We start from the raw sequence: 24917 nt of genomic DNA, 5'->3' as shown, positions 1-24917 counted from the left end.
CCGGGTATTCGTCATCCCCTCGCTTCCTCGGCCAAACTCTTTTTCACGGCTTCCTGAGCGATTCTGTAGCGCCCGCTAAAGCAGGCATGGCAAAACGAATCCTGATTTCCCCCGGCCGCAGCCAGCATACCTTCCAACGAAAGATACTTCAAGCTGTCCACTCCCAAAAATTTCTGAATCTCCTCCACCGAATGGCCGGAAGCGATTAATTCTTTACGCGTGGGCATGTCGATGCCGTAAAAACACGGCCAGGCAATGGGCGGGCTGGCCACGCGCATGTGCACTTCTTTGGCGCCGCCGATTTCCCTGATCAAGCGGATGATTTTTTTGGACGTAGTGCCGCGCACGATGGAATCATCGATGACCACCACTTTTTTCCCCTGCAGCAGGCCGCGCACCGGATTGAATTTCAAGCGCGCGGCAAAATCCCTGATGGTTTGCTTCGGCGCGATGAACGTCCGGCCGATATAGTGGCTGCGCACCAGACCGGCTTCCAAGGGCAGGCCCAGGCATTGCGCGTAGCCCAAGGCCTGAACGCTGGCGGAGTCCGGGACCGCCATCACGCAATCCGCCCCTGGCACCGGCGCTTCCTCGGCCAAGCGCCGGCCCATTTCCCGGCGGGCCCGGTAAACGTCCTGACTGAACACAACGCTGTCCGGCCGCGCAAAATACACCAGCTCAAAAACGCAGGGCAGGCTCCCGGCTTTCGACGACGCATGCTTGGGCTTTAACGCAAAACTCTGAACCTTGCCTTTTCTGGGCGCGACCAAAATTTCCCCGGCCTTCACTTCCCGCTCCACCTGGGCGCCGATTAAATCGAACGCATTGGTTTCCGACGCAAAAACATAGCCGTCGTTGAACCGGCCCATGGTCAAGGGCCGCACCCCGCCCGGATCGCGCACCGCCACCAAATAATCAGGCATCAACAACAGAAGACTATACGAGCCTTCGATGGAAGCCAAGGCGCGGTTGATGCAATAAGCCAAAAGCCTGGGCGTGACTTTTTTCCGGCGCGCGTGCACGCGCTGAATCTCCTGGACGATGGCCACCAGCAGCACCTCCGTGTCCGACTCGCTGTAAAACAAAGCGCCTTTGTGCTGCAGGGAAGCGCGCATCTCTTTGTACCCGGGGATATTCCCGTTATGCGCGATGGCCAATTCCCCGACCGGCGTGTTGTACGCCATCAAGGGCTGCGCGTTTCTCTCCAGCGAGCCGCCGGACGTTGAATAGCGCGTGTGCCCGACCGCAAAATCCCCGGTCAAGTCTTTCAAGATTTCGGGTTTGATGCCCTCATCCACCAAACCGGAAGCCACGGCGCGCAAGCAAGACTCACCGCCTGTGCTGACAATACCCGCCGCCTCCTGCCCCCGGTGCTGCAAAGCGTGCAGACCCAGGTAAGTCAAATAACTCGCGTCTTTATTGTGAGTAACGCCGAAAATTCCACACATTTGAATCGATTAATTAGATAGGCGCACCGCAGCCTTCAAAAACTCCAGCCCCCAGGGCTTGCCGGCTTGGCTGCCCGAGGAATCGTAATGCTGATCGCTGATCACGAAGCGTTCGGGGTGCGGCATCAGGCCGATGACATTACCCTCCCTGTTGGTAATGCCCGCAATGGCGTTTTCCGAACCATTCGGGTTCTCTTTAGAGTATCGCAAAAACACATGGCCTTCGCGGCCCAGGCGATCGAGCGTCTCGGGCGTGGCCGCCACGAAGCGGCCCTCGCCGTGCGCGATAGGCAGCTCAAATTGCGCCAAAAGCCGCCGCTTATCCGCGGGCAGTTTTTTGGCGAACACGGAATTATTTTCCAACTCAAGCCCGACCCAGCGGCACTCGAAACGGTTGGAGGCGTTATAGGTCAAGGAAACGCAAGGCGTCTCCCCCCAGGGCAGTAGGCCCATTTTCGTCAGCACTTGAAATCCGTTGCACACGCCCAACACGGGGCGGCCTTTCTCAGCAAAGCGGCGCAGATTTTGACCCAAGGCCGACTCCAGGAATAAAGCGAAGAGTTTGCCCGAGCCCAAATAATCGCCGTAAGAAAACCCGCCCGGCACAAACAACAAACCGTAATCAAAAAGAATTTGCGGGCGTTCTTGCAACTCTTTTAAATAACGGATTTCCGGCTTGGCTCCGGCCAGCTCGAGACCCCATTTCGCCTCTTGATCGCAATTAGTCCCCGGCGCTTTAACGATGAGAGCCTTGACGCTCATTCGCCTTTCCCCCTGAAAGCCTTTTCCAAATCAACGGCCGTCCATTGGCCCAATGTTCGCTTTCCCTGAACCAATTTCATCAACGGTTTCTTCGTCACGCGCCCCAAACGCTTGAAGGAGACGCTTTTCATGGCCCAATCAAACGCCTTGGCCTTGTCCGGCTCCACTTCAACTAAAAACCTGGTCGGCGATTCATCGAACAACAGAGCGGGGTTTTCCGGACAATCCGCTTCAAGGCCCAAGCCGGAATCCATCATCATCTCGGACAAAGCCACGAACACTCCCCCTTCCGAAACATCATGGCAGGAAACCGCCAATTCCTTGCCCAAAGCCCAACTCATGCTTTTGTGAATGCCGGGCGCCGTCGTTAAATCCACCTCAGGCGCGGGGCCGTTGAATTTCAAAAGCCCGGCGATCGCCGAGCCTCCCCATCGCTCCTGCGTCCGCCCGACAAGGTAAAGAAAATTCCCCGGCTTCTTCAACACAACGCTCAACGTTCGGCGCGCGTCCTTTAAAACGCCCAACGCCGTGACCAGCATGACGGTCGGGATATTGCGATTGTCGCTGGTCGTATTGTTTAAACTATCTTTGCCGGAGACGAACGGAACGCCGTAAGCCAACGCCGCATCCTTCAAAGCCTCGGACACAATCACCAATTCGCTTAAAACTTTTTTATCCGCGGTCGAGCCCGCGCAATAATTATCCAGCGCCGCGATATGGGTCAACCCGCCGCCCACCGCAACCACGTTTCGCAACGCCTCGTCGAAGGCCGCCAACGCCATGACCCGGCTGTCGATTTTGGCCAAGGCTCCGGACCAGCCCAAGCCCAAGGCCGCGCCTTTCCAGGAATCATAAAGCGGGCGAAGCACCACCGCGTCGCTGGGCGCATGCCCGCGCTTTCCGGTCAAGGGCTTGATCAAGGTGCGCCCGCCCACTTCATGATCGTATTGGCGGATGATGCGCTCTTTCGACGCGATATTGGGCGAGGACAAAATTTTGAGGCCCAATTTTTTCACATCGCGAGGCTTGACGCTTAACACACGCGGCCTCCCGGCTTTCTCAACCTTGGGCGCGCTCTCGACCGTAAAACTTCTCTTGGGCACATCGCGCAAAAACTTAATCGGCACATTGACCAGCGATTCGCCGTGATAGCCGATCTCAACGGACGGCTCGCGCGTGAATTCCCCCAAACACGCGAAATCAAATTCAAAAGCCGCCAGCAAACGCTCCGCATCCGCTTTGCGGCCCGGCGGCACGGAAATCATCATGCGCTCCTGGGATTCAGAAACCAACACCTCCCAGCCTTCCATGCCCGGCTCTTTCAGCGCCACGCCATCGAGCTTGGCGCGCACGCCCAGGCCCCCTAAATCCGCCAATTCCCAAATCGCGCAAGCGATCCCGCCCGCGCCCAAATCCGTGATGGAATTGAAGCAGTCCGCTTTGGATGCTTCGACTAAAAAATCCCAAACTTTTTTCTCCAAAATCGGATTGCCGATCTGCACCACCGAGGTGGTCAATTCATCCGTCAATTTCTGCGAAGAAAACGTGGCTCCGTGAATTCCGTCTCTGCCTGTTTTCCCGCCCAATAAATAAACCAGGTCCCCGGGCTTGGGCCCTCGTTTCTCGACGCGGTCGCGGCGGATCAAGCCCACGGTGCCGCAAAAAACCAAGGGCAGGCCCTTATACGCCTCATCCCAATAAATCAGTCCGGCCACGGTCGGGATGCCCATGCGATTGCCGTAATCGCGCACGCCCGCGGCCAGAGCATCCACCACGCGCGGCTTTCCCGGCTCAACGCAGAAAACATCGAGCGAAGCGATGGGGTGCGCGGATAATCCCGTGCCCAGCACGTCGCGGATCACCCCGCCGATACCCGTTGACGCGCCGCCGTAAGGATCAAGCGCGGAGGGATGATTATGCGTTTCCACTTTAACGGCCACGCCCCATTTTCCGTCTAAGGCAATAATCCCGGCATTATCCTTGAACGCGGACCAAACCCAGGGTCTTTTCAAGCGCCGCGTGGCCTCAAAAACAGTTTCTTTCAACAAATTTCTGTATTCTGCTGGGGACCCGCCTCTCGGCGGGCCAGCGTCCCCCGGAGCTCTGCGCAGGGGGGGTTTTTTCGCCCCATTGCCGAGTTTTTGCCCCCCGACTCTAAACTCGCCCCTTAACGTTTTATGCCGCGTGTGCTCGCTCCAGGCCTGCGCGATCATTTCCAACTCAGCCATGGACGGCGGCCTTTTTGACCGGACGAAGAAATCCACAATGACCCGCTTTTCCAAATCGGACAAAGCCAAATGCCGTTCCTTGGAGAGCCGATCCAATTCCGACATTGAAAACGTTCTTATCTTGGCGGTTATCATGAAATTTTTTCAACCGTTTCGATCAAGGGATTGTAAAGCTCTTGGACTTTCAGTAGGGCTTTGGCCGGTTTTTTAAAGCCCCGGCCAAAATGCACGCGCTCGATGCCCTCATCCAAACCCAAACGCTTAGCCGCGTACAAGGCCATGTCTCCCTCTGCGTCATACACCCCTTTTTTGAACCAAACAATCACGGATGGGCCCGCCTCAGCCCCGTCGAACGCATAATGCTCGGCCACGGGATCGGCGAACAAAAGTTCGGCCAAACCCTGCAATCGTTTTTCTTCGATGGATAGGCCGGAGGTTTCGATTTCGTAAACGCGAAAAGTTGCTGTTTTTGTTTTGGAAAAAACAAAAACGCGGGATGGCAAAGTTTTAAATATCCGGGTCGCGGCCGGCGACGGCTTTAAAGAGCTTGATGTACGTGGCCCTGGTCTCTTCGATGAGCGCGGGCGGAAGAATGGGCACAGGCGGCTTTTTGTCCCATTTCGCCGTCTTCTCCAAATAATCGCGCACCACCTGCTTGTCTAAGGCCGGCAATTCTTCTTTGCCGCCCGCGGCCTGGTATTTTTCCCAGTCGCGCCGCCACCAGAATCGCGACGAATCCGGCGTCAGGACCTCATCCGCCAGGACAATGCGCCCCTCCTCGTCTTCCCCCAGCTCGAATTTGGTGTCCACCAAAATCAAGCCCCGCTCCTCGAGATGCTCGGTCGCTGTTTTAAAAATCTGCATCACGCTGCCGTGAATATGATCCGCCTTGGCCTTGCCCAATTCTTTTTCCACGGTCCACCAGGAAACATCCTCGTCATGGCTGCCTTTTTCCATGGCCTTGGTGGTGGGCGTCAGCAAACACTCTGGCAATTGGTCCCCGCGCTTTAACCCCTCGCGCAGTTTATGATCCACCCCCGCTTTCCCTTCTTTAACGTAGGACTTCCACCCGCTGCCCGCCAAATATCCCCGAACAATGAATTCAAAGGGAAAAATTTTGACTTTTTTAACCAGCATGGCGCGTTTCGCCAATTCAACCGGAACAAGGTCCATCTCGCGGGCGGCCAGCCAGTGATTCGGCAAAACATTCTGCAATCGCTCGAACCAATATTTGGAAAGTTGGGTCAAAATTTTGCCCTTGTCCGAAACATAATCCGGCAAAATCCAATCGAAAGCGCTGATCCGGTCGGAGGCCACCAACGCCCAAGTTTTAGGATCGATTTCGTAAATATCCCGCACCTTGCCTGAATAAACCGATTGCCAATTCGGCGGAACCGAATATTTTGCTTGAGGCTTTAATGTGCTGGCCATAATCACTCCCACTCAATGGTGGCCGGCGGCTTGCTGGTGATGTCATAGACCACTCGGCTGACCTCATGCACTTCATTGACGATGCGCCGGCTCATGGCGCCCAACAAATCATGCGGCAGCTTTGACCAGTCCGCGGTCATGCCGTCGAAGGATTCCACGGCGCGGATGGCGATGACTTCCTGATAGCTTCTCATATCGCCCATCACGCCCACGGTGCGGATGCCCAAGAGCACGGGAAACACCTGCCATAAACGCTCGTAATAATTCGCGCGGCGGATTTCCTCATCAACGATGGCATCCACGCGCCGCAAAATTTCCGCGCGCCCCGGCGTCACTTCCCCGATAATGCGCACCGCAAAGCCGGGTCCCGGGAACGGATGCCGCCCCAAAATCTCCTCGCCCAAACCCAATTCGCGGCCTAATTCCCGGACCTCGTCTTTAAACAAGCTCCTGACCGGCTCCAAAAGCTTCAACTTCAAGTCCTTGGGCAATCCGCCTACGTTATGATGCGTTTTAATCACATGCGCTTTCCCGGAAACGCTTTTTCCGCTTTCGATGACATCAGGGTACAGCGTGCCCTGGGCCAAGAATAAAAGCCCTTTTTGAGACGCCGCAATTTCCTCAAAAATCCGCGCAAACAATAAGCCGATGGTTTTTCTTTTCTCCTCAGGATCGGTCACGCCTTTAAGCGCGGTGAAGAACCTGTTCTTGGCGTCCATGACCATGAGCGAATCCTCGAACAGCTTGCCGAAAATCCTTCTGATCCGGTCCGTTTCCCCTTCTTTCAACATGCCGTTGTCCACGAACACGGCCAAAATCTGCTTGCCGATGGCCTTATGAATCAGCCGGGCCACGACCGAGGAATCCACGCCGCCGGAAAGCGCGACTAAAACCTTGTACGGGCCCACGGCCTTGGTGATATCTTTGGTGGCGGCGTCGATCCAATTTTTCATCTGCCAAGTGGGCTTGGCGCCGCACACCTCGTACACAAAATTCTTGATAATCGCGCCGCCGTGCTGGGTATGGCTGACCTCCGGATGAAATTGAAGCCCGTAGAGTTTCTTGGGCGGATTGGCGATGGCCGCGTACGGCGCATTGTCCGAGGAGCCCAAAGCCACGAAGCCGAAGGGCAATTGCGACACTTCATCGCCGTGACTCATCCACACGTCGAATTTTGGTTTGACGCCGGTGAACAAACTGCCTGAACGGATCAAAGACAATTTAGCCAAGCCGAATTCTTTTTTAGGCGCGCGTTTGACTTTCCCGCCCAAAACCTTGGCCAAAACCTGATGCCCGTAGCACACGCCTAGAATCGGCACGCCCAGCATAAAAATCCCCGGATGCGGCAACGGCATGTCCTTGCCGTTGGCGCCGTGCCCGTTTGATTCCGTGGCCACGGAATCCGGGCCGCCGGATAAAATAATGCCGATGGGATGTTTCTTCCTGATCTGGTCCAACGGCGTGCTGTAGGGCAAAATTTCGCAATAAACTTTCATTTCCCGGACGCGCCGGGCTAACAACTGGGTGTACTGGGAGCCGAAATCAAGAATAACGATCATTAAACGCTGCCCACTCCCTGAATTTTTTGGATCATTTTTCCTTCCTGGCCGATTTCCGGCGCGATGATGAGCTCGGCCTGCTGGAACTCCGAAATGGTTTTGGCGCCCACATAGCCCATCGAGGTTTTGAGCGCGCCGACTAGATTCTGCGTACCGTCGTCTTTAAACGCCGGGCCGAACAAAATCTGCTCCAAACTGGCGTCCTGCCCGACTTTAATGCGCGTGCCGCGCGGCAAATACTTCGACGGCATGGCCATGCCCCAGTGATAGCCCTTGCCCGGCGCTTCCTTGGCGCGGGCGAATGTGGAGCCCAGCATCACAAAATCCGCGCCCGCCACAACCGCCTTGCAAATATCCCCGCCGGTTCTCATGCCCCCGTCCGCGATAATGGCCACATGACGCCCGGTTTTCTTCAAATACGAATCCCTGGCCGTGGCCGCGTCCACAATCGCGGTGATTTGCGGAACGCCCACGCCCAACACTTGGCGCGAGGTGCAGGCTGAGCCCGGGCCAACGCCCACTAAAATCCCGGCGCAGCCCGTATCCATCAGTTCCAACGCCGCCTGATACGTAACGCAATTGCCCAGCACAACCGGGATTCTCATGGTCTTACAGAAATCCTTCAAATTCAAATACGTGCCGTTGGTGCTCTCATGTCGATTCGTGACCACCGTGGCCTGAATGAAAAACACATCCGCGCCCGCCTTCTCCGCGACTTTGCCCCAGCGCGAGGCGTTTTGAGGGATGGTGGAAACCGCGGCCAAGCCGCCCTTGTTCTTGATTTCCTTGATTCTCTGGGCAATCAACTGCTCCTGAACGGGTTTGGCATAAATCTCCTGCATCACGCGCGTGACTTTGTCCTGAGGCGCCTTGATGATTTTGGCCAAGGCCTCTTTGGGATTTTTGTAGCGCGTCTGAACGCCGTCCAAATTCAACACGGCCAAGCCGCCCATTTTGGACATGGTCGCCACAAAATCCACGTCCGTGACCCCGTCCATGGAAGAGGCCATAAACGGAATTGCCAATTTCATTCTGCCCAAGCGCGAAGATGAATCCACGATTTCCGGATTGACGGTCAAAGCGCCGGGGACAATGGAAACCTCGTCAAAACTGTAGGAGCGCCTCGCCTCACGGTCACGTCCGATAAAAAAGCCCATTTAATTCACCTGCTTCCTAAACATTTAAAGAATACTCGACCCTGCATATTTCCCAGGGTCCCCCGATCGTTCAGGACCCTTCGGTCAAATATCTAGTCTCGAGTCTTCTAAAAAAGACTATCTAACGCTCATCGGCTCGATCGCGAACGTGCCGATGAAAGCCGGTTCCTCTTCCCGGCGCCATTCAAAGAGCCCTTTCAACCAACCGTCATTGTCCTGGGCCATGGTCTCCTGATTCAGGAGCTTGCCTTCCCACCAAAGACCCTGCCGCCCTTCGACGGCCTCGGCATGGTACCTGGCCCCGCAGTTATCGCAGCGATAGCTCAGCACGCGTCCCTCAAGCGACTCAATGGCATGCAATTTCGCCTTGCCGCACACCTTGCAGTCACAGCGCGTTGTTCTGAACATTCCCTTTCCCTCCCTTTTGGCCGGCGCGTCCCGCTTAAATTTTCGGCAGGACCACGCCTTTCTGGCCTTGATATTTGCCCTTCCGGTCCGCATAGGAGACGAAGCAGACTTCATCGGACTCCAGGAACAGAAGCTGCGCAATCCCCTCATTCGCGTAGATTTTGGCCGGTAAGGGCGTCGTGTTCGAGATCTCAATGGTCAAATGCCCTTCCCATTCGCTCTCCAAGGGCGTCACGTTAACCACAATGCCGCAGCGCGCATAGGTCGACTTGCCCATGCAGATCGCGGTTATCTTCCTCGGAATCCGAAAATACTCGACCGAACGCGCCAAGGCAAACGAATTCGGCGGAATAATGCAATGGGGTCCATTCTGCCTGACAAAGGACTTCTCATCGAAGTTCTTGGGATCCACCACGGTGGTATAGAGATTCGTGAAGACCAGGAACTCATCCGCAACGCGTATGTCATAGCCATAGCTTGAAGCGCCGTAAGAGATATTGCCGCTTCTGACCAATTTCTCCTCAAACGGCTCGATCATGCCCTGCTCCAGGGCCGCTTGCTTAATCCACTTATCCGACTTAATCATGAAATCCCCCTTTAAATTAACTGCACTCCGAATACCCGCACTCGTGGCAGGTCGGCCCCTTGCACCCCGATTGATAGGAAACATTCGGGGAGAAACATTTGGGGCAGTACACGGCCTTGGACACTTCCCATAACTCCAATCCTTCTTCCCCGCCGTTAACCGGGGGCACATTGCCCTTGGGCTGGGGCCTGGGCGCGGGCTTGGTGGCTCCGTTCATCCCATTGCCGCCCGTTCCCGCGTTCATTTTCTCGATTTTCTTCAAATGCGCCTTCAAGGCCACGGCCACGGCATGCGGAATCGAATCGATGCGATTGTCCCCGATGCCGAAGGGCCGGTCGCCCTTGACCGAGTTCAAGTGCTTCAAAATGCGCACCGGGTCCCCGCCCGCCTCAAGGTACTTGGACAACAGAATGCCCATAATCGAGGTCAAGCCGCTGATCTCCGTGCCCAAAGGCGGCAGGTTGGTGAACACCTGAAACGGCCCGTTCTCATCGTAATCGATGTGCACGTGCAATGTCCCGTAACCGGTTTTCACCACGTAGTATTCGCTGGACACCCCGAAGGGCGCGTCCCGGCGCTGAGCCTCTGTTCTCTTCTTGGCGTCCAAAGGATTCAGGTTTAAGACCTGATCCGCTTTGCACCCGTCCCGGTAAATGGTGATGCCTTTGCAGCCCAACTCATACGCCTTCAAATACGCGGAGCGGATGTCTTCCACGGTGGCGGAATTGGGCATGTTCACGGTTTTGGATACTCCGTCATCCGTGAACTCCTGGTACGCGGCCTGCATTTTGACATGGTATTCCGGGTTCACGTCATGCGCGGTCGCGAACACCGCCTGGATTTCCGCCGGAATCTCAGGAATGCCGCGAACCGATTTATGATTTCCGTCGATTTTCCTAAACAGCTCGTCTTTGGAAAGCCCGAAGTAATCGTTTTCCCTGGCCACTTGCGCGAACAAGGGGTTGACCTCGACAAACACATCGTTATTGTCCGGGTTCATGCCCTTTCTGATGGCATCCAAGGCCTTGGCGTTGTAGCGCGTGTACGCCACCGCAAAAAACGGCTCGATGCCCCCGCCTTGAAGCCCGGCCGCAATGCCGATGGTGCCGGTCGGCGCGATGGTGGTGCGCACGCAATTTCTGGCGACTTCCTCTTTGCCCCGGTACGTCGGCGCCTGAGGATTGTAAACGGATTCGGCCCATAGCTGGAACGCGCCGCGCTCTTTGGCGATTTCCTCGCTCGCTTCCAAGGACTTTTTATTGATGAATCCCATGACTTCGCGCGCGGTTTCCACGGCTTCCTCGGAATCATAAGGGATGCCGAGCCCGACCAGCATCTCGGCCCAGCCCATCACGCCCAAGCCGATGCGCCGCAGAGTCTTGGCCATTTCCTCGATTTCCGGCAAAGGATAATTGTTGACCTCGATCACATCATCCAGGAACCGGATCGAGAGCTTGACCGCTTTCTCCAATCGGTCCCAATCGATTTCCCCGCGCATCGCGGGCCCCTTGACGAAACGGGCCAAAGAGATGGAGCCCAAGTTGCACGGCTCCCACGGAAAAAGCGGTTTTTCTCCACAATTTCCTGCGACAAATCCGTTGGCGATCAACGAATGCGTCTCCTCTTCCGTCGTACAAAACACATCACGAGTTCCCGCAGGCTCGATATTTTTGACCGAGGTGATATAAGTCTCGGCATGCGCGCCTTTGGTCAAACTCTTCTCCCACAGTTCGGCCTTGCGCTGCTTCGCCGGCAAGAGAAAACCGATTTGGCGCAAAAACTTCGCGCGATTTTCCCTGGTAATCACCAGCTCATATTGATCGGCAAAGTGATAGAGCTTCGGCTTGCGATCGGAGCCGGGCATCATTTTTGCGCCGGCCTTGCGGCGCAGATAGAGTTGCGAAACAATCCCTTCGTTCAACAACAAGACTTGAACCTCTTGAAGCAGTTTTTTGGAGCTATTGGCCAACCGGATGGAACCGTAGTGAATTTTCTTTGAAATATTCACCGTCCCGTCCGCGCTGAACAACGCCCTCAGAAAACCCAATACCGCTTCTCGCGGCGCACTCCACAGAGCCGACGGCACAGTTTTGTTCAAACCATCAGCGTCCGAGAGGCCCAGGCTTTTCAAGAAGTAGTAGAGGGCTGATTTGTAAAAAACCGTGATCGCTCCGGTTTGCCACTCGGTCACATTGCCGTCTAAACCCACCCACTCTTTGACCATCTTTTGAAATTTGGGCGCGAGGATTTTTTTCTCGTCGTTGCCGAACATCAAGCCGATGGTGTAATTGGGAACATTGCGGCCCTTGGGTTTTTCCGCGCTCACATAACCGTCGCCCGTCACCCAGCCCAAAAACTCGCCCAATTCCCGTGACCATTGTTTAGGCAAGCGGCATTCCCCGCGATTGATGCGCGCCCTGAGCTTATCTTCCGCAGTGAACGGCGGCAGGGTATTATTCTCGCTCCAAACGCCCCGGCCCGACTGAATCAAGATTTCATCACCGGGCTTCAAGTCCTTCATGGCCTTGCGCCCGGACGGGGTGAAGAATTTGTGATCTTCCGTGGCCGTCACCTCGTAACCGTGGCTGGTCACTATCTTAAACACAGGCCAATTTTTCCTGGTTTTGTAAACAGGCACGGCTTTGCGTAAAGTGATTCCGGTTTTGGCGCGCACTTTGACCGCAACCGAGCCGCCGGAGGAAGTCCCATCGATCGAAGAAACCCGGTTATCCGTGGCCACGGAAATCGGGTCCTGCTCGATATGAAGCTCCTCGAACGTCAACAAGCCCTTGTCGGTCGCCAGGCGCATATCCCCGGCAAAGCACGGGTTCGTGCTTTCAATGGTGTACTTATGCGGCACGGGATTGGACGCGGATTCATTGGTCCGGTCGATGATGAAAAGCCCGGGGTCCCCGGTTTTCCAGGCGTTTTCCACGATCAAGTCGAAAATCTCCCTGGCCCGGATTTTTTTAATCGGCTCTTTGGAGCGCGGGTTCAACTGGTCGATTTCCTTGTCATTGACCACCGCGTCGAAGAACGTTTTATCCACGGCCACGGACACGTTGAAATTCTCCATCACCTTGGGCGTGTTCTTCATGGTGATGAACTCTTTAATCTCCGGGTGCCAGTAGGGCAAAATACCCATATTCGCGCCCCGGCGCGTGCCGCCTTGCTTGACCACGTCCGTCATCTTGTCGAAGAGCTGCATGAAGGAAATGGAGCCGCTGGCAATGCCCTTGGTTGATTTGACCGTGTCCCCGGCCGGGCGAAGCCTGCCGAAGGAAAACCCGGTGCCCCCGCCTGATTTTTGAATGAGCGCCTGGGCCTGCAAGGCATAGGTGATGCCCTCCATGGAATCCGGCACAGGCAAAACATAGCAGGCGGACAACTGTTGAAGCTCCCGCCCGGCGTTCATCAAGGTCGGCGAATTGGGCAAAAACTCAAATTTGGCCATCAAATCGTAGAAGCGGTCCTCCCACTCCGTGACCAGTTCTTTGGCCTCCGGCACCTCGTTGTAAATTTTGTAGAGATTGGCCATGAACTTGACGAAGTTTTTATCCCGCTCATTGGCCTGATGCATCCCGGCGTGAAACATCCAGGTTTTGGTCTTGGGCAAACCGGGTTTGGTCTCGGTCTCTACAACGCGGCAAGCCACGCCTTCCAGCGCGCCCCATTGCTCGAAACGGGGGTGATGAAACAGCTCGGCTAAGGCCAAATTGCGGGCAATGCCTCTCAACCATTCCTCAACGCTTTTGGAATCCCTTAAATACTTGTCCCGGATGACTTTCAATTGATTTTCCGTCAAAGCAATGCCTTCGCTCTGCTCCTGACGTTTTTTGAAATTAATTCGACTCATAACCGCCGTCCCCCACCCATTCTCGTTATTCTTCACGCTCGCCGCGCCGTTTCCCCCGTTCAACTCTGTTTGCATCCCCGCCTCCCGTCTCAGCTTGAATATTTTCGCCGGCCGCCCCTGCGCCCGTCGCAGGCGCCGGAGCCGGCGCCTCAGGGACTTGGCCCTGGGCTCCGTTCGCTTCTTCGAGAGCAGATTCACCAGCAGCATGATCAGGAACAGCCTGGCGCCCCCGCCGCGACGGGGAACGCTCGGGATGCGCCTTCTTCTCGGCATCGGAAGGCCTCCCATCAGACCGGCTTCTCAACAACGTGGCCAGCTCAATGAAGTCATCCACGGACTTAAAACCTTTGTGCACCGAGGCGAACCTAAGATACGATACCGGGTCGAGTTTCTCTAATTTCTCCAGAACCATCTCCCCGATAATCTTGCTCGGCACTTCCATCACATAATTGGAGATGGCGTATTCCACCTCAGCGACGATTTTCTCGATGGTATCAATGGAAATCGGGCGCTTTTCGCAGGCCTTGATCAGGCCCTCGCGCAATTTCGTGGTATCAAAGGGCTCCCGGGTGCCGTTGGACTTAATGACCATCAACGGCAAGGGCTCCAGCCGCTCATAAGTCGAAAACCGCTTCCTGCAGACAAAACACTCCCGACGGCGCCGGATAACCTTGTTTTCTTCCCCGGCCCTAGAATCAATAACCTTGCTGTCAGGACCACTACAATATGGACATCTCATCGTTTTTGAACCACTATATCTAGCACAGTTTAAGTATAGGGTGAGTTCCTGATTTTGTCAAGACCCAATATTTTGTGGGACCCAGGCCCCCCTCCCCTACAGATGGTTGTAGCCGTTCTCCGTCGGAGAACCCCCAAAACCACAACCTATTGTGGTTCCATTATACCATCAACTACCAGGATTTGTCTAGTTTTGGAAAAGTGAATTAAAAAGATTAAGGCAAATCAAATCCAATTTGTCTTTTTTGAGATGTTTGGTGAAATGAAAAATATGTCAAAATTGCATCTAGCTTATGCATCAAGACGCTTTTTTCACACCACAACCCTGGGCTATAGCTAACGTCACCATTAAAACTACTTGAAGAAACGGATCTGTACAAATCACTCGACAGTATCTTGAATTCGGATAAATCAGCCCCTATCACCTTTTCTATCTTTTCAATAGCTGCATTGTACTGACTGACCCATCGCTCCTCAACCTCGAACGCATTAGGAATATTATTTTTCAAAGAGCTAAGGAGTGAGTAACTTCTTGCTATTTCATCTGGATTCATAGTTCGACTGCCTCCGTTGGTATAAGATGATCAACTTAATAATTATAAGGTATCGTTCAGGGCACATCTAAAAACTGGCGGGAAGGAGACCGCTCTTATTCAGTCTTCAACTTTGTTTGCAACTGCGACGCCCAGACGGTGAGTACCGAGACGCGCCCGTTCACTAACCCATCTAGTAATCGCGCTAGAAGCTAGTTCAATTAGCTGTTCAACGGTGGCAAAACGCTGCCCATAAAAGTATCCGTTTTCGAAATCGCCGACTCGACTCAAAAAATCCTCGGCTTCTTTTTCTCTCTCACCGGATGACAACTTTTTTACAAAAACTAATATTTTTTTTGGATCATGTTTCTTGGCAATCTGAAATTCAAATTCCGTGACAGAAACATTTGTTCCAGCCACCTTAAAACCGTATCGTTCGCCAATGATCAAACATAGGATGTCGCATTCTTCTGCCATCTTCCGGCATACTCCCTTAGAAGGACTTGCTTCGGGAGCCATTTTTTCCGAACGCAATCGAATAAAATTCATACTTTCAATTACAGCATCAAGGGCATCACGTTCGGGAGACAAGTCTTTTACCGTTGAGCTAATCATAATTTTCAAAGCATCTGAAGGAGGTGTTTTTGCCAATTTTTTCCCATTAGTAAGAACGGTCAACGGACTCAATAAAGACGATTGAGCCGCCGCTATCAATTCTTCATTGAATGTTAAGTCGCTTTTGTAGGGTTCGCGACTTGGCACATTCTTATAAATACCGCTATCTAAAATATCACGAACTTCTCTTCGATAGGGTCCCAGCATTTCCTCCGTAGCGCCCTTTTCCTCCAAATCTGCAATCTCTTCATTCAAATTCTTGAATTTGAACTCATAGGTTGATCTGATTATTCCAAGAGCTTCCCCACCATAGGCCAATGGTCTTTCTTGCTGAGCATGTTTTATGCACCAATCAACATACCCAATCTCATCCAACAATTCCTTGTCTAATTGAACCTTGTAACCAAATCGATTCCGAATTTTTCGTTTCTCACCTTCTAGATACGCCCGGTACTCAGTCAAAACTTCAATCAGCCATTGAATTCCAGCTTCATCAATAAAATTAACCACAACTCTTGAATTGCCATCTCCGGATCGCATCTGAACTTTTCTCCTATTTACTGGCCTACCAATGAATCTTTTTTCGTGTTCTTCACGGACCTTACTCTTTTCTCAATTATCGATTTTGCTAGACAAACGATTTCCTAAAAACCTTGGGATACGACTATCCTGCTTTTGAGATAAATTTTTCTGTGGCACGCTTTTCTCAGTTGGATCGCGAGGATATTCGCTCGCGCGGCTAAGCCCAATGGGTTCAACATCTTCTTCATCCTTCTCCTCGGACAGCTCTCGATCAACGCCAAACAAACGACGAATTGAGGAATAGCCTGAAAACGAGAAAGTCAAAAAACACACAGCAAAAACAATAACAACGTGAATCGATTTTCTCATGGCTATTTCGTCTTTTCCCCGGCGAGGATTAATACCGCCACGAAGGGAATCGTTGACGGTGATTATAGAAAGATTCCGGCGATTTTCGTATTAATTCAAGAAAATGAAACGAAAAAAATCGCTCGCCGTTTTTTTTCAGGAGTTGGGCCGGTTCGCTGACGGCGGTGACGATTTTTGCAAGAGCTTAACCCCTCTGGCTTTTAATGCAAATATTTTTTGGTTTGGCGGCGTATTTTTTTGGTGCCGGTTGTCCAGACAAGGCGATTGGCTCTGGTGAGCCAAATCAGAACCTGTTCCGGGGTGGCGCAAAGGCCGGCTTTTAAATCCTCATCTTGAATATCATAAAGAAAAAATTTCGGAGGCTGCTTTTTCATTCTTTGCTTTTCCTGCAAGACAACCGTTTTAAAACCTCTATATCCGCCTTGTCCACAGGCCTTGCGGCCAGCTTCTTTAAGGTTACCAGATCATCTAAGGCCGTCAAGGAGATGGTGACGCCTCGGTTCCGGGCGGCCTGTCTTTTGAGAAACTGTTCGCTTGCCCATGAGCGTGTTTATTGTATCAACATCCTCTTACGAACCAATGCAACCGCAGAAGGACACTGCTTCCGGCGGTTATCGCGTTCATCGCCGTTTTTTTTCAGGGAGATCACCCTCGCGGCCTTTACGCCGCCGGGCGAGACGCGCCTGTTCCTGCAGCTTATGCACGTCAAGCCGGTCTTGCTCGCGGTTGACGGCTTTTTTGTTCACAAGCAAACATTCGAGGGAAATATACGGCGCCGGATGGCTTTCGTATTGCCCCCGAACACGCGTCCGCCAAACGGCTTCCGTGTCAACCGCCGTGATTTTGCACATCAAATCAACCCGGTTGGGAGGAACCCCCAGTTGGACGACGTACTCCGGAGTGAAGTCGGCCTCTTTAAGACCCAGGGAACCGAACCCAAAATCTTTAAGCGCGGCCACCACCCTTGGGACGTTCTCCGGCGTGTGCCGAATCAGGATGTCAAAGTCTTTTGTGCCGCGCACGTACCCGTGAAACGCCACGGCATGCGCCCCGACAATCACGAACTCCGCTTTGTTTTTATTGAGAGCAGCCACCAGATCGGCGAAATCATTCCGCTCGGTTTTGGGCATCAGACCTCCGTAGGATTCGGGCTACTTTCTCAATTCTTCGTGATTGGCTCGCGGCGTGCCCAAGGCCCCATAAGCGAACCCGCAAGGCATCAACGTCGGCGACGCGCTTGCCGGGAGGCATAGATAGCATTCCCAATAACATCTCCTGATCGCTCTTTTCAAAAGCTTCAGCCGCCGGCCTAATCCGGAGCACCTGCGCGATTTTATTAATGCCGGCCGGTTGATCGAATTTAATGCCGAGCTCACTCAAACGCCGCCGCGCCAGGCCCCGCGGCTTGGCCCTGTTCTCAAGCCAGCGCCAAAGGGTCGTTTCCGCGATGCCGATGGCGATCGCGGCCTTGGCGCGGCCGCCGGATTCGCGCACGAATTCTTCGAGGTTTTTCATCTGTTCTTAGTATTAGGATAGTGCATATGCATTGTATTTGCAATATTAAAATTTGACGAAGACGGGGGCGTTAGCTGATTCGCTCGGATCCTTAAAGCGTAATGTGACGAGCAGGGTCCAGCCGCTCTCTGATCCACATTTTGATGATCGCCTGGCGGGAAACATTGAGTTTGACGGCCTCGCGATCCAGCATGTCGACCATCCAAGCGGGAAAATCGACGTTGACCCGTTGGACGACCGTGGCCTCTTTCAAATCCAAAAATTTAGAGACATCCTCCCCGCGGCCAAATTTCTCGTCAAATTCCGCAGCGGCAATCCTCTTCTTAGTCTTCCTGGCCGTGGACTTTGTTTTCATAAATTCTCTCCAGTCGGCGATCCGCCCTATGGCAACTGATCAGCCTGATCGCTTCAACCCTTCTTGTAAAGATGGCGGCATAACACTTGCCGCCCACCTTAGCGAGGATCAAGAAGCGGCTCTCGCCGATAACGTTCTTGGCCGGGATCATAACGTGCGTGACATCCCACAGCCCTTGGGCCCACTTAAGATCGACCCCGTGGCGTTCCTTATTAAGCTAACTTTTTTTGGGGTCGAACTCGAAGCGTTCCATCTACCAATAGTATAACAGTTATACCTAATGGCTTCCAGGGGCTCATGTTTTCGCTTCCGGTTTGGGCTTGATGTTTTTAATGACGATTTTTTCGTCGGCGCCCCAGGAAACATTGGCTGAAATTCCCTCCAAAAATCCCCCGGCCCTGACCGGATCGCCGGGTTTGGGGTCCTGGGCCGCCGGGGGGAACGGAAACCATGCCCTCAACGGGCTTGTCAAAACGCACGATGGTCAGGTCTTTGTCCGGGTCACGGGCTGATCTCTGGTAATGGAGGCCACGCCCCAGGCATTGACGGGCCATTGACCGGCGGCTAGGGTGGCGGGAAAGATTTGGCTATTGGCCCTGCTCATGGATAAAAGGAGCAAGAGGGCGGGCAAAAGGAAATTTTTTTGACGGGAAAGATTTTAACACGCCGGGGGTATTGCAACTTCAGAATAATTCTATTCGATGTTAAAGTCGCTTAAGAAAACGTCGGACGTCGTCATGGTTGCCGGCCAGAACAAACTCAATTAAATCAGTCCTCCAGCGATAAAGAATCCTCGTCTTAATCCCAGCCCTAGCTTCCCAAAAATCTCCTCGCAAATGGACCAATCCCAAGCCAGGAGTCTTCTCGCCGGTGGTATAAAAATCAATAACTTTTCCCGTGGTACTTTTGGCTCGCTCTCGTTCTTGGAAATCAAGAGTCTTAAGAGACCGGCCGAAGGCAGGCTTATATTCGATGCGCACGAAGGGATTCTATTAAAGGTTCTTGAGGTGTTCTCTGGCGGCTTTGGCTGATTGAAAGGATTTTCCCTTTTGAGCGGTCAGCTTTTCAATTTTGGCCCATTCCGAAGCGGTGTAGGGAGAGGTCTTTTTCTCTTTGACCTCGACCCCCACAATGCGAACCTTGCCATTTTTTTCAATATGAAAAGCCACCATGTCTGGCCCCTTATTGAGTCGAAGCACGGTCCGAATAGCTTTGGGCAGCGTCACCTGCCCCTTTTTAGTAATTGGCGCTACTAGCAAATTAGACATATTTAACCTCTATTCCCTACTTCTGTACTTCCACTCTTTTAGTATAGCAGCTACTGGGTTATCCTGCCACGGGGTTCATGTTTTTGCTTCCGGCGGTTATCGTGTTAATCGCCGGTTTTCTTCAGGACTTGGGCCGGGTCGCTGAGGGCGCCGGTGGCGAAAGTTTACGAAAGGTGGAGTTTGCCGGGTTTGTTGGGCAAGGGCCCCGCGCCCAGCAGGTCGGAAGTGGCGCCGGTTTTGGGGATGACGATTTGGGAAGCGGCGCGGCGGCGCATTTCCTGGAGCTCCTTCATGGCCTCGGCGAATCCTTTTTGCAGAGCCTCGCCATAGGCGGCCACGGCGACGGCGAGATCATTGGCCGGAATCTCAAAGGTCAAAGGCAGGGATCCGGCCGGGGTCAACAAGGCCGCCTCTCCGATAAAAACGGTTTTGCGGGTGGGGTCAGGGGAGCCGTCGGCCTTGACCGGGGTTAAGCGGCGGATGGTCCCCGCGGCGCGGTCGGAAAACGTCTCCTCGCGCCAAAGGTTGGCGGCGTCCATTTTAACGTCCGGCATTTTTCCCATCACGGGGATATTTTACCTCATCAGCCCACAGGGTCTAACATTTGATCAAACCCTTCCGGCATCAATTCGTTTATCCCGCTTGGTTTAAATTGATCGAGCGGAAATGGCGCGAACGATGGGTGTCAGGGAGTTATAAACAAAAGATCACCGGAACGCGCTGATCAGACACACGACCGGCAGAATAAAAATAAAAAGAACTTTCAGGATATAGGTTCCGGAGGGGTCTTTCATTTACGGCTGCGGGATTTAGCCAGCAGGCGCAGGATTTCCAAATAAAGCCAAACAAGAGTTACCATCAGGCCGAAGGCGCCGTACCATTCCATGTATTTGGGCGCCCCGGATTCCGCCCCCTTCTCGATGAAATCGAAATCAAGCACCAGATTCAGCGCGGCGATGGCCACCACGAAAAGGCTGAATCCAATGCCGATGATTCCGCTGCCGTGGATATAAGGGATTTCGATGCCGAAAAAACCCAAGATAAATCCGGCCAGATAAACCAGGGCCACGGCGCCCGTGGCCGCGACAATGCCCAGCTTGAAATTCTCCGTGGCCTTGATTAGCCCGGATTTATAAGCCATCAGCAGGCAAAACAAAGTGCCGAAGGTCAGGCACACGGCTTGCATAACGATGCCGGGGAACCGGGCTTCGGTGACCGCGGAAATTCCCCCCAGGACCAAGCCTTCCAGCAAAGCGTAGATCGGGGAGGTGATGCCGGCCAAGCGTTGATTGAAGATGGTGATGAGGGCCATGACAAAGCCCCCGATCGCGCCGGTCCACAGATAGGGAGTGACGGCGGCCAAACTTTTGGTGTCGGTGTAAATATTCCAGGTGTAAACCGCGGAAATCGAAACTAGCCCCAGAAGCACCGCGGTTTTATTGACGCATCCGTCCACGGTCATGACATCGGTTCGCTGCACCGTTTCAAAGCCGGTGAAGGTTTTGTCGCTGAGCGCGGGATTGGCGGATCGCATACTCCAAGTATTAGTCTTGACCGCGGTTATTGCAATGGTTGTTTTTGGTCCGGGCCGGTTAAAATAGAGCCATGGCGGTTGAAGTTCGGGTGGCTTCGCCTAAGGATGCTGCGGATTTGGCGCGGGTGAACCGGCGATCCATTTTGGAAATCTGCGCCAAGGACTATCCCGGGGTGGATTTGAGCGCATGGGTCGAGAATAAAACGCCTGAAAATTTCCGCAAATGGGAGGGCGATAGCGATAAAACCGTGGTCACGGGCTTGCTGGACGGAAAAATTCACGGGGTGGGTCTGTTAAAACATGACGGCTGGATCAAGCTCTGTTATGTGTCCCCGGAGGCTTTGGGCAAAGGGCTGGGCAAGGCGATTCTTCAATTCATGGAAACCGAAGCCAAAACAAAAGGCATAAAAACCATCAAGCTTGAATCTACCATCACGGCCAAGGATTTTTATTTAAGAAACGGGTACAAGCAGGGGCCAAAAGAATCATGTTCGGCTTGCCCTGGCATCAAGGCTTTTCCCATGGAAAAAACTCTAACGAAGGAACCGGGCCAAAATCCAGGCCGTGGGAATGGTCAATGATCGGATGGGTTCCTGTTCCCGGCGCGGGGAGTTGGTAAAATAACCGTTGTCATGAAAATAACCGGTTTAACCGTCATTTCAGCGGCGCTGATATTCGGCGCTTTGGCCGGGGCGAGCGACGCCAAAAGTCCGGATTCAGCCGCCGGGCAAGCGCAAAAGGCTTTTGAACCGGCGGCTGCCAAAAGCCGCAGCGTCCGGCCTCAGGCCGGTCAAACGAATGTCCCGAACCCGGCCGACGCCTTAAACAGAAAAAAAGTGGGCCTGGCCGCGCGATTCATCCGGATTCCGGCCGGAGAATTTCAAATGGGCAGCCCGGCCAACGAAGAAGGCCGGGGGCCCAATGAAACCCGGCATCCGGTCCGGCTCAGCGCGGATTTTGAGATGCAGGCCACGGAAGTGACGCAGATTCAATATTTCCTGGCCACGGGGAAAAATCCCTCAGGGTTCAGGCAAAGAAATGATTGCGATAGCGGCGGCTTCAGGGCCTTGTACGGCGTCGCTTTATGCGCGCATCAGCCCGTGGAAACGGTTTCCTGGGATGAAGCGCAGGAATTCATCAACGCGCTCAACAACAGCCAAAGCCGATACACCTACCGGCTGCCCACCGAAGCCGAGTGGGAATACGCGGCGCGCGCCCAGCGGCCCGCGCATTTTCCCTATTCGTTCGGGTTCAACGAAACCGATTTGCTCGACCGCCACGCCTGGCATGAATACAATGCCGGGGGCCGGACCCACTCCGTCATCTCCAAAAGAGCCAACCCCTTTCGCCTCTACGGCATGCACGGCCATGTTTGGGAATGGACCCAGGATTTTTATGACGCCAATTACGGCTTGACGGATTTTGAAGCCGTCGCCGCCGATCCCACGGGCCCCGCCGCCGGACGCACGCGGGTGATCCGCGGCGGCGCCTGGAACACGCCGGCCGGCTCCCTGCGCTCGGCCGGCCGCCTCGAAAGCGAGCCCGGCTACAAAGGCAACGACACGGGCTTTCGCCTGGTTAGAGCGCCGCGCTAAATCAGGCCGCAAAAAGTCCGGTTAAAATCGGATTTTATATAGTCAAGCCACTTTGAAATTTCCCCATCTGTATTGCGGCCTGTTCCTCACCAGCCTGAGCACATTGATGCTCGAAATTCTTTGGACCCGGCTGTTCAGCGTTTCAACCTGGTACTACTTCGCCTTTTTCGCGATCTCGGTCACCATGTTCGGGCTGACCGCGGGCGCGATCGCGGTATTTTTATGGGGCCATCATTTCCAGGAAGCGAATCTGTCCAAGCGCATGGCCGGCTTGGCCATGGTGATGGGCCTGGCCGTTGACCTGGCGCTTCTGACTTACCTGTCCATTCCCTTCCACCCGCGCTTAAGCGGGGTGGGCATTTTCTCCACCTTGCTCATTTATCTGGCCATCGCGGCCCCGTTTTTCATCAGCGGCATCATCATCTGCCTTTGCCTGACGCGTTTTCCAGGCAAACTCAATACGCTCTACGGCGCGGATTTAGCGGGCGCGGCCTTGGGCGCGTTTCTGGTTTTTCCCGTGCTCAATAATTTGGACGGGCCCACCGCTGTTTTTTTAGCCGGAGCCTTGGCCGCTGCGGCGGGCATTTGCTTCGCTAAAGCCGCGGGCAGCCGACTTCATTACCGGCGCTCGGCGACCGCGTTTTTTCTGCTGACGCTGGTCATGATGGGCAATTTGTTTTACCGTCCGGTGAGGGTGGAATGGGTTAAAAACAGGCATTCCCAACCCATGGAGGAAGCCTGGAACGCGTTTTCCCGGATCGCGGTCGTGGGCTTTCGATGGACGGAGCAGCCGTATAACTGGGGCATCAGCAACGCCTATCGCGCCAAAGAGCCCATCGGCGAAATTGAAATCGATATCGATGGGGTTTCCGGCACGGTGATGACGAAGAACGACGGCCGGTTGGAGGCCCTGGAGCATCTGAAATACGATGTCACGGCCATCGCGCATCACGTGCGCAAAAATACCGACGTGTTCGTCATCGGCGTGGGCGGCGGACGCGATATCCTGACCGCCAAGGTATTCGGCCAGGCCTCCGTCACCGGCGCGGAAATCAACGATAAAATTTTGAAATTCGTCAACGGCGAATACGGAGATTTCACCGGACACCTGGACCGGATGCCCGGCGTCACCGTCATCAACGACGACGCCAGAAGCGTTTTGGCCGGAACAAAAAAAACCTTCGGCATTATTCAGGCGTCCTGCATCGCCACATGGTCCGCGACATCGGCCGGGGCCTTCACCTTGGCGGAAAACAGCTTGTACACGGTGGAAGCGTGGAAAATATTCTGGGACCGGTTAAACCCGGACGGCATTTTGTCCTTCAACCGATGGTATGAACCCGGGTATCCGGCCCAGTTGCTGCGGCTCGCGGCTTTGGCCGGGGCCACGCTTAAAAAAGAGGGCGTCAGGAATCCTCAGGCGCATGTGGCCGTGATTAAAAGCATGGGAACCCGGACCCAGCCGCCCGCGGGAACCATTTTGGTTTCCAAGCGGCCGTTCGATAAAGAGGACTTGCGCAATCTGCGCGCAGCGGCCAAAAAACTGGAATTTGAAATCGTGCAGGAGCCGGAACTCGCGAAAACCGAGCTGTTTCGCGACATGATGGCCAATGCGGACAACCCCGCGTATTACGAAAGCCTGCCGCTGGATTTATCGCCACCCACGGACAACCGCCCCTATTTTTTCCAAATGCTCAGGCTCAAAGATGTGTTCGGCAACTGGCGGGACCGCTTCGTGGAGCAGGCGTTTAATTTTGAGGCGGCCTTGATGCTGGTGGTGCTGCTGGGCTTGAGCGTTCTTTTGGGCTCGGCTCTGATTGCGGCGCCGCTTCTGCTTCGGTCCAAGACAACCCCCCTTTCTTTTTCCGAAGGCTGGCCGCCCTTGGTTTTTTTCGCCTCCATCGGGTTCGGCTATATCCTCATTGAAACCGCCCAGCTTCAGCGCCTGGTGATTTTTCTGGGGCATCCGGTGTACAGCACCACGGTCGTGCTTTTTGCCCTGCTCTTGGCCAGCGGCCTGGGCGCGATGGTTTGGAAAAAAATATCCGTTCTTCCCGCCATAATTCTTGTGACGCTGGTGGCCCTGACGATCGGCGTTCAGCCGGCTGCGCTGCGGAGCTTCGAACACATGGGCGTGGCCGCGCGAATCCTGGCGGCCCTGGGATTTCTGATCCCCCTGGGCTTTGTGATGGGCATGCTGTTTCCCACCGGCATGAAGCTGGCCTTGGCCCGCTGGCCGGCGCATGCGCCCTGGTTCTGGGCGATCAACGGCGCGGGCTCCGTCATCGCCTCGGTGTTAAGCGTTTGCCTGGCGATGGGATGGGGCTTTGACGCAGCCATGAAGGCCGGGGGCCTCTGCTATATCCTCGCGGGCGCCGCGCTTCATTTCATGCGCAAGCAGCCGGTCCCGAATTAAACCCAACCCTTGCATTCGCCGC

General features: G+C 54.3%; 26 protein-coding genes. 3 read left to right on the top strand and 23 right to left on the bottom strand.

From position 1 onward, the window contains the following. Positions 1–11 precede the first annotated feature (11 nt). From purF to HYT79_00245, 23 genes are all read right to left on the bottom strand, one after another. The gene (gene purF, locus HYT79_00355) at positions 12–1448 is read right to left on the bottom strand and encodes an amidophosphoribosyltransferase (GenBank protein ID MBI2069028.1); all 1437 of its coding nucleotides are present in this window, start codon (positions 1446–1448) and stop codon (positions 12–14) included. A gap of 9 nt (positions 1449–1457) precedes the next feature. Further along, positions 1458–2210: a phosphoribosylformylglycinamidine synthase I gene (gene purQ, locus HYT79_00350; GenBank protein MBI2069027.1), complete on the bottom strand. Its 753-nt coding sequence runs from the start codon at positions 2208–2210 to the stop codon at positions 1458–1460. Continuing rightward, positions 2207–4543, bottom strand: coding sequence for a phosphoribosylformylglycinamidine synthase subunit PurL (gene purL / locus HYT79_00345; GenBank protein ID MBI2069026.1), 2337 nt, complete (start codon positions 4541–4543; stop codon positions 2207–2209). The genes purQ and purL overlap by 4 nt, the downstream gene beginning before the upstream one ends. A 26-nt stretch (positions 4544–4569) precedes the next feature. Then, positions 4570–4941 (bottom strand): hypothetical protein, encoded by a 372-nt coding sequence (locus HYT79_00340; GenBank protein ID MBI2069025.1) that lies wholly within the window; start codon positions 4939–4941, stop codon positions 4570–4572. A gap of 4 nt (positions 4942–4945) precedes the next feature. Next, a complete protein-coding gene (locus tag HYT79_00335) occupies positions 4946–5869 on the bottom strand; it encodes a phosphoribosylaminoimidazolesuccinocarboxamide synthase (GenBank protein ID MBI2069024.1) in 924 nt (307 codons plus the stop codon). 2 nt (positions 5870–5871) lie between these two features. Further along, positions 5872–7428: a glutamine-hydrolyzing GMP synthase gene (guaA, locus tag HYT79_00330; protein MBI2069023.1), complete on the bottom strand. Its 1557-nt coding sequence runs from the start codon at positions 7426–7428 to the stop codon at positions 5872–5874. Continuing rightward, positions 7428–8585 (bottom strand): GuaB3 family IMP dehydrogenase-related protein, encoded by a 1158-nt coding sequence (locus tag HYT79_00325; protein MBI2069022.1) that lies wholly within the window; start codon positions 8583–8585, stop codon positions 7428–7430. The genes guaA and HYT79_00325 overlap by 1 nt, the downstream gene beginning before the upstream one ends. A gap of 117 nt (positions 8586–8702) precedes the next feature. Continuing rightward, complete coding sequence (locus HYT79_00320) at positions 8703–8993, bottom strand: hypothetical protein (protein MBI2069021.1); 291 nt, start codon at positions 8991–8993, stop codon at positions 8703–8705. A 34-nt stretch (positions 8994–9027) separates the two neighbouring features. Next, positions 9028–9579 carry a dCTP deaminase gene (locus HYT79_00315; protein MBI2069020.1) on the bottom strand — a complete coding sequence of 184 codons (552 nt, stop codon included), beginning with the start codon at positions 9577–9579 and terminating at the stop codon, positions 9028–9030. Positions 9580–9595: 16 nt separating this feature from the next. Further along, the gene (locus tag HYT79_00310) at positions 9596–13435 is read right to left on the bottom strand and encodes a ribonucleoside reductase class II (protein MBI2069019.1); all 3840 of its coding nucleotides are present in this window, start codon (positions 13433–13435) and stop codon (positions 9596–9598) included. A 25-nt stretch (positions 13436–13460) separates the two neighbouring features. Continuing rightward, a complete protein-coding gene (gene nrdR / locus HYT79_00305) occupies positions 13461–14174 on the bottom strand; it encodes a transcriptional repressor NrdR (protein ID MBI2069018.1) in 714 nt (237 codons plus the stop codon). Between the two features lie 214 nt (positions 14175–14388). After that, positions 14389–14727, bottom strand: coding sequence for a hypothetical protein (locus HYT79_00300; GenBank protein MBI2069017.1), 339 nt, complete (start codon positions 14725–14727; stop codon positions 14389–14391). A 99-nt stretch (positions 14728–14826) separates the two neighbouring features. Beyond that, positions 14827–15861: a DUF4062 domain-containing protein gene (locus HYT79_00295; protein ID MBI2069016.1), complete on the bottom strand. Its 1035-nt coding sequence runs from the start codon at positions 15859–15861 to the stop codon at positions 14827–14829. A gap of 72 nt (positions 15862–15933) precedes the next feature. Further along, positions 15934–16212 (bottom strand): hypothetical protein, encoded by a 279-nt coding sequence (locus HYT79_00290; protein MBI2069015.1) that lies wholly within the window; start codon positions 16210–16212, stop codon positions 15934–15936. 200 nt (positions 16213–16412) lie between these two features. Continuing rightward, a complete protein-coding gene (locus HYT79_00285; GenBank protein ID MBI2069014.1) occupies positions 16413–16586 on the bottom strand; it encodes a hypothetical protein in 174 nt (57 codons plus the stop codon). A gap of 246 nt (positions 16587–16832) precedes the next feature. Next, positions 16833–17342, bottom strand: a complete 510-nt coding sequence (locus HYT79_00280; GenBank protein MBI2069013.1) for a hypothetical protein — start codon at positions 17340–17342, stop codon at positions 16833–16835. Beyond that, positions 17320–17727: a hypothetical protein gene (locus tag HYT79_00275; GenBank protein ID MBI2069012.1), complete on the bottom strand. Its 408-nt coding sequence runs from the start codon at positions 17725–17727 to the stop codon at positions 17320–17322. Before HYT79_00275 ends, HYT79_00280 begins: the two co-directional genes overlap by 23 nt. A 91-nt stretch (positions 17728–17818) precedes the next feature. Further along, on the bottom strand, positions 17819–18043 hold the full coding sequence (locus HYT79_00270; GenBank protein MBI2069011.1) for a CopG family transcriptional regulator: 225 nt from the start codon (positions 18041–18043) through the stop codon (positions 17819–17821). A gap of 7 nt (positions 18044–18050) precedes the next feature. Continuing rightward, on the bottom strand, positions 18051–18254 hold the full coding sequence (locus tag HYT79_00265; protein MBI2069010.1) for a BrnT family toxin: 204 nt from the start codon (positions 18252–18254) through the stop codon (positions 18051–18053). Between the two features lie 123 nt (positions 18255–18377). Then, positions 18378–18542, bottom strand: a complete 165-nt coding sequence (locus HYT79_00260; GenBank protein MBI2069009.1) for a hypothetical protein — start codon at positions 18540–18542, stop codon at positions 18378–18380. A 532-nt stretch (positions 18543–19074) separates the two neighbouring features. Then, entirely contained in the window at positions 19075–19350 is a 276-nt protein-coding gene (locus HYT79_00255) for a type II toxin-antitoxin system PrlF family antitoxin (GenBank protein MBI2069008.1), read from the bottom strand. 164 nt (positions 19351–19514) lie between these two features. After that, entirely contained in the window at positions 19515–19916 is a 402-nt protein-coding gene (locus tag HYT79_00250) for a hypothetical protein (protein ID MBI2069007.1), read from the bottom strand. A 224-nt stretch (positions 19917–20140) separates the two neighbouring features. Continuing rightward, positions 20141–20884: a Bax inhibitor-1/YccA family protein gene (locus HYT79_00245; GenBank protein ID MBI2069006.1), complete on the bottom strand. Its 744-nt coding sequence runs from the start codon at positions 20882–20884 to the stop codon at positions 20141–20143. A gap of 71 nt (positions 20885–20955) precedes the next feature. Between HYT79_00245 and HYT79_00240 the strand changes: the two genes are divergently transcribed. From HYT79_00240 to HYT79_00230, 3 genes are read left to right on the top strand one after another with little or no spacing between them, the layout of a single operon-like run. Further along, positions 20956–21465 (top strand): GNAT family N-acetyltransferase, encoded by a 510-nt coding sequence (locus HYT79_00240; protein MBI2069005.1) that lies wholly within the window; start codon positions 20956–20958, stop codon positions 21463–21465. Between the two features lie 51 nt (positions 21466–21516). Then, positions 21517–22479, top strand: coding sequence for a formylglycine-generating enzyme family protein (locus tag HYT79_00235; protein ID MBI2069004.1), 963 nt, complete (start codon positions 21517–21519; stop codon positions 22477–22479). Between the two features lie 52 nt (positions 22480–22531). Continuing rightward, complete coding sequence (locus HYT79_00230; GenBank protein MBI2069003.1) at positions 22532–24895, top strand: hypothetical protein; 2364 nt, start codon at positions 22532–22534, stop codon at positions 24893–24895. The last annotated feature ends 22 nt before the right edge of the window (positions 24896–24917 follow it).

It is taken from the genome of Elusimicrobiota bacterium (assembly GCA_016180815.1).
In the GTDB taxonomy this organism is placed as follows: domain Bacteria; phylum Elusimicrobiota; class Elusimicrobia; order JACQPE01; family JACQPE01; genus JACPAN01.
The sequence above is the reverse complement of the archived record's forward strand: the minus strand, read 5'-3'. Positions and strand labels throughout refer to the sequence as shown.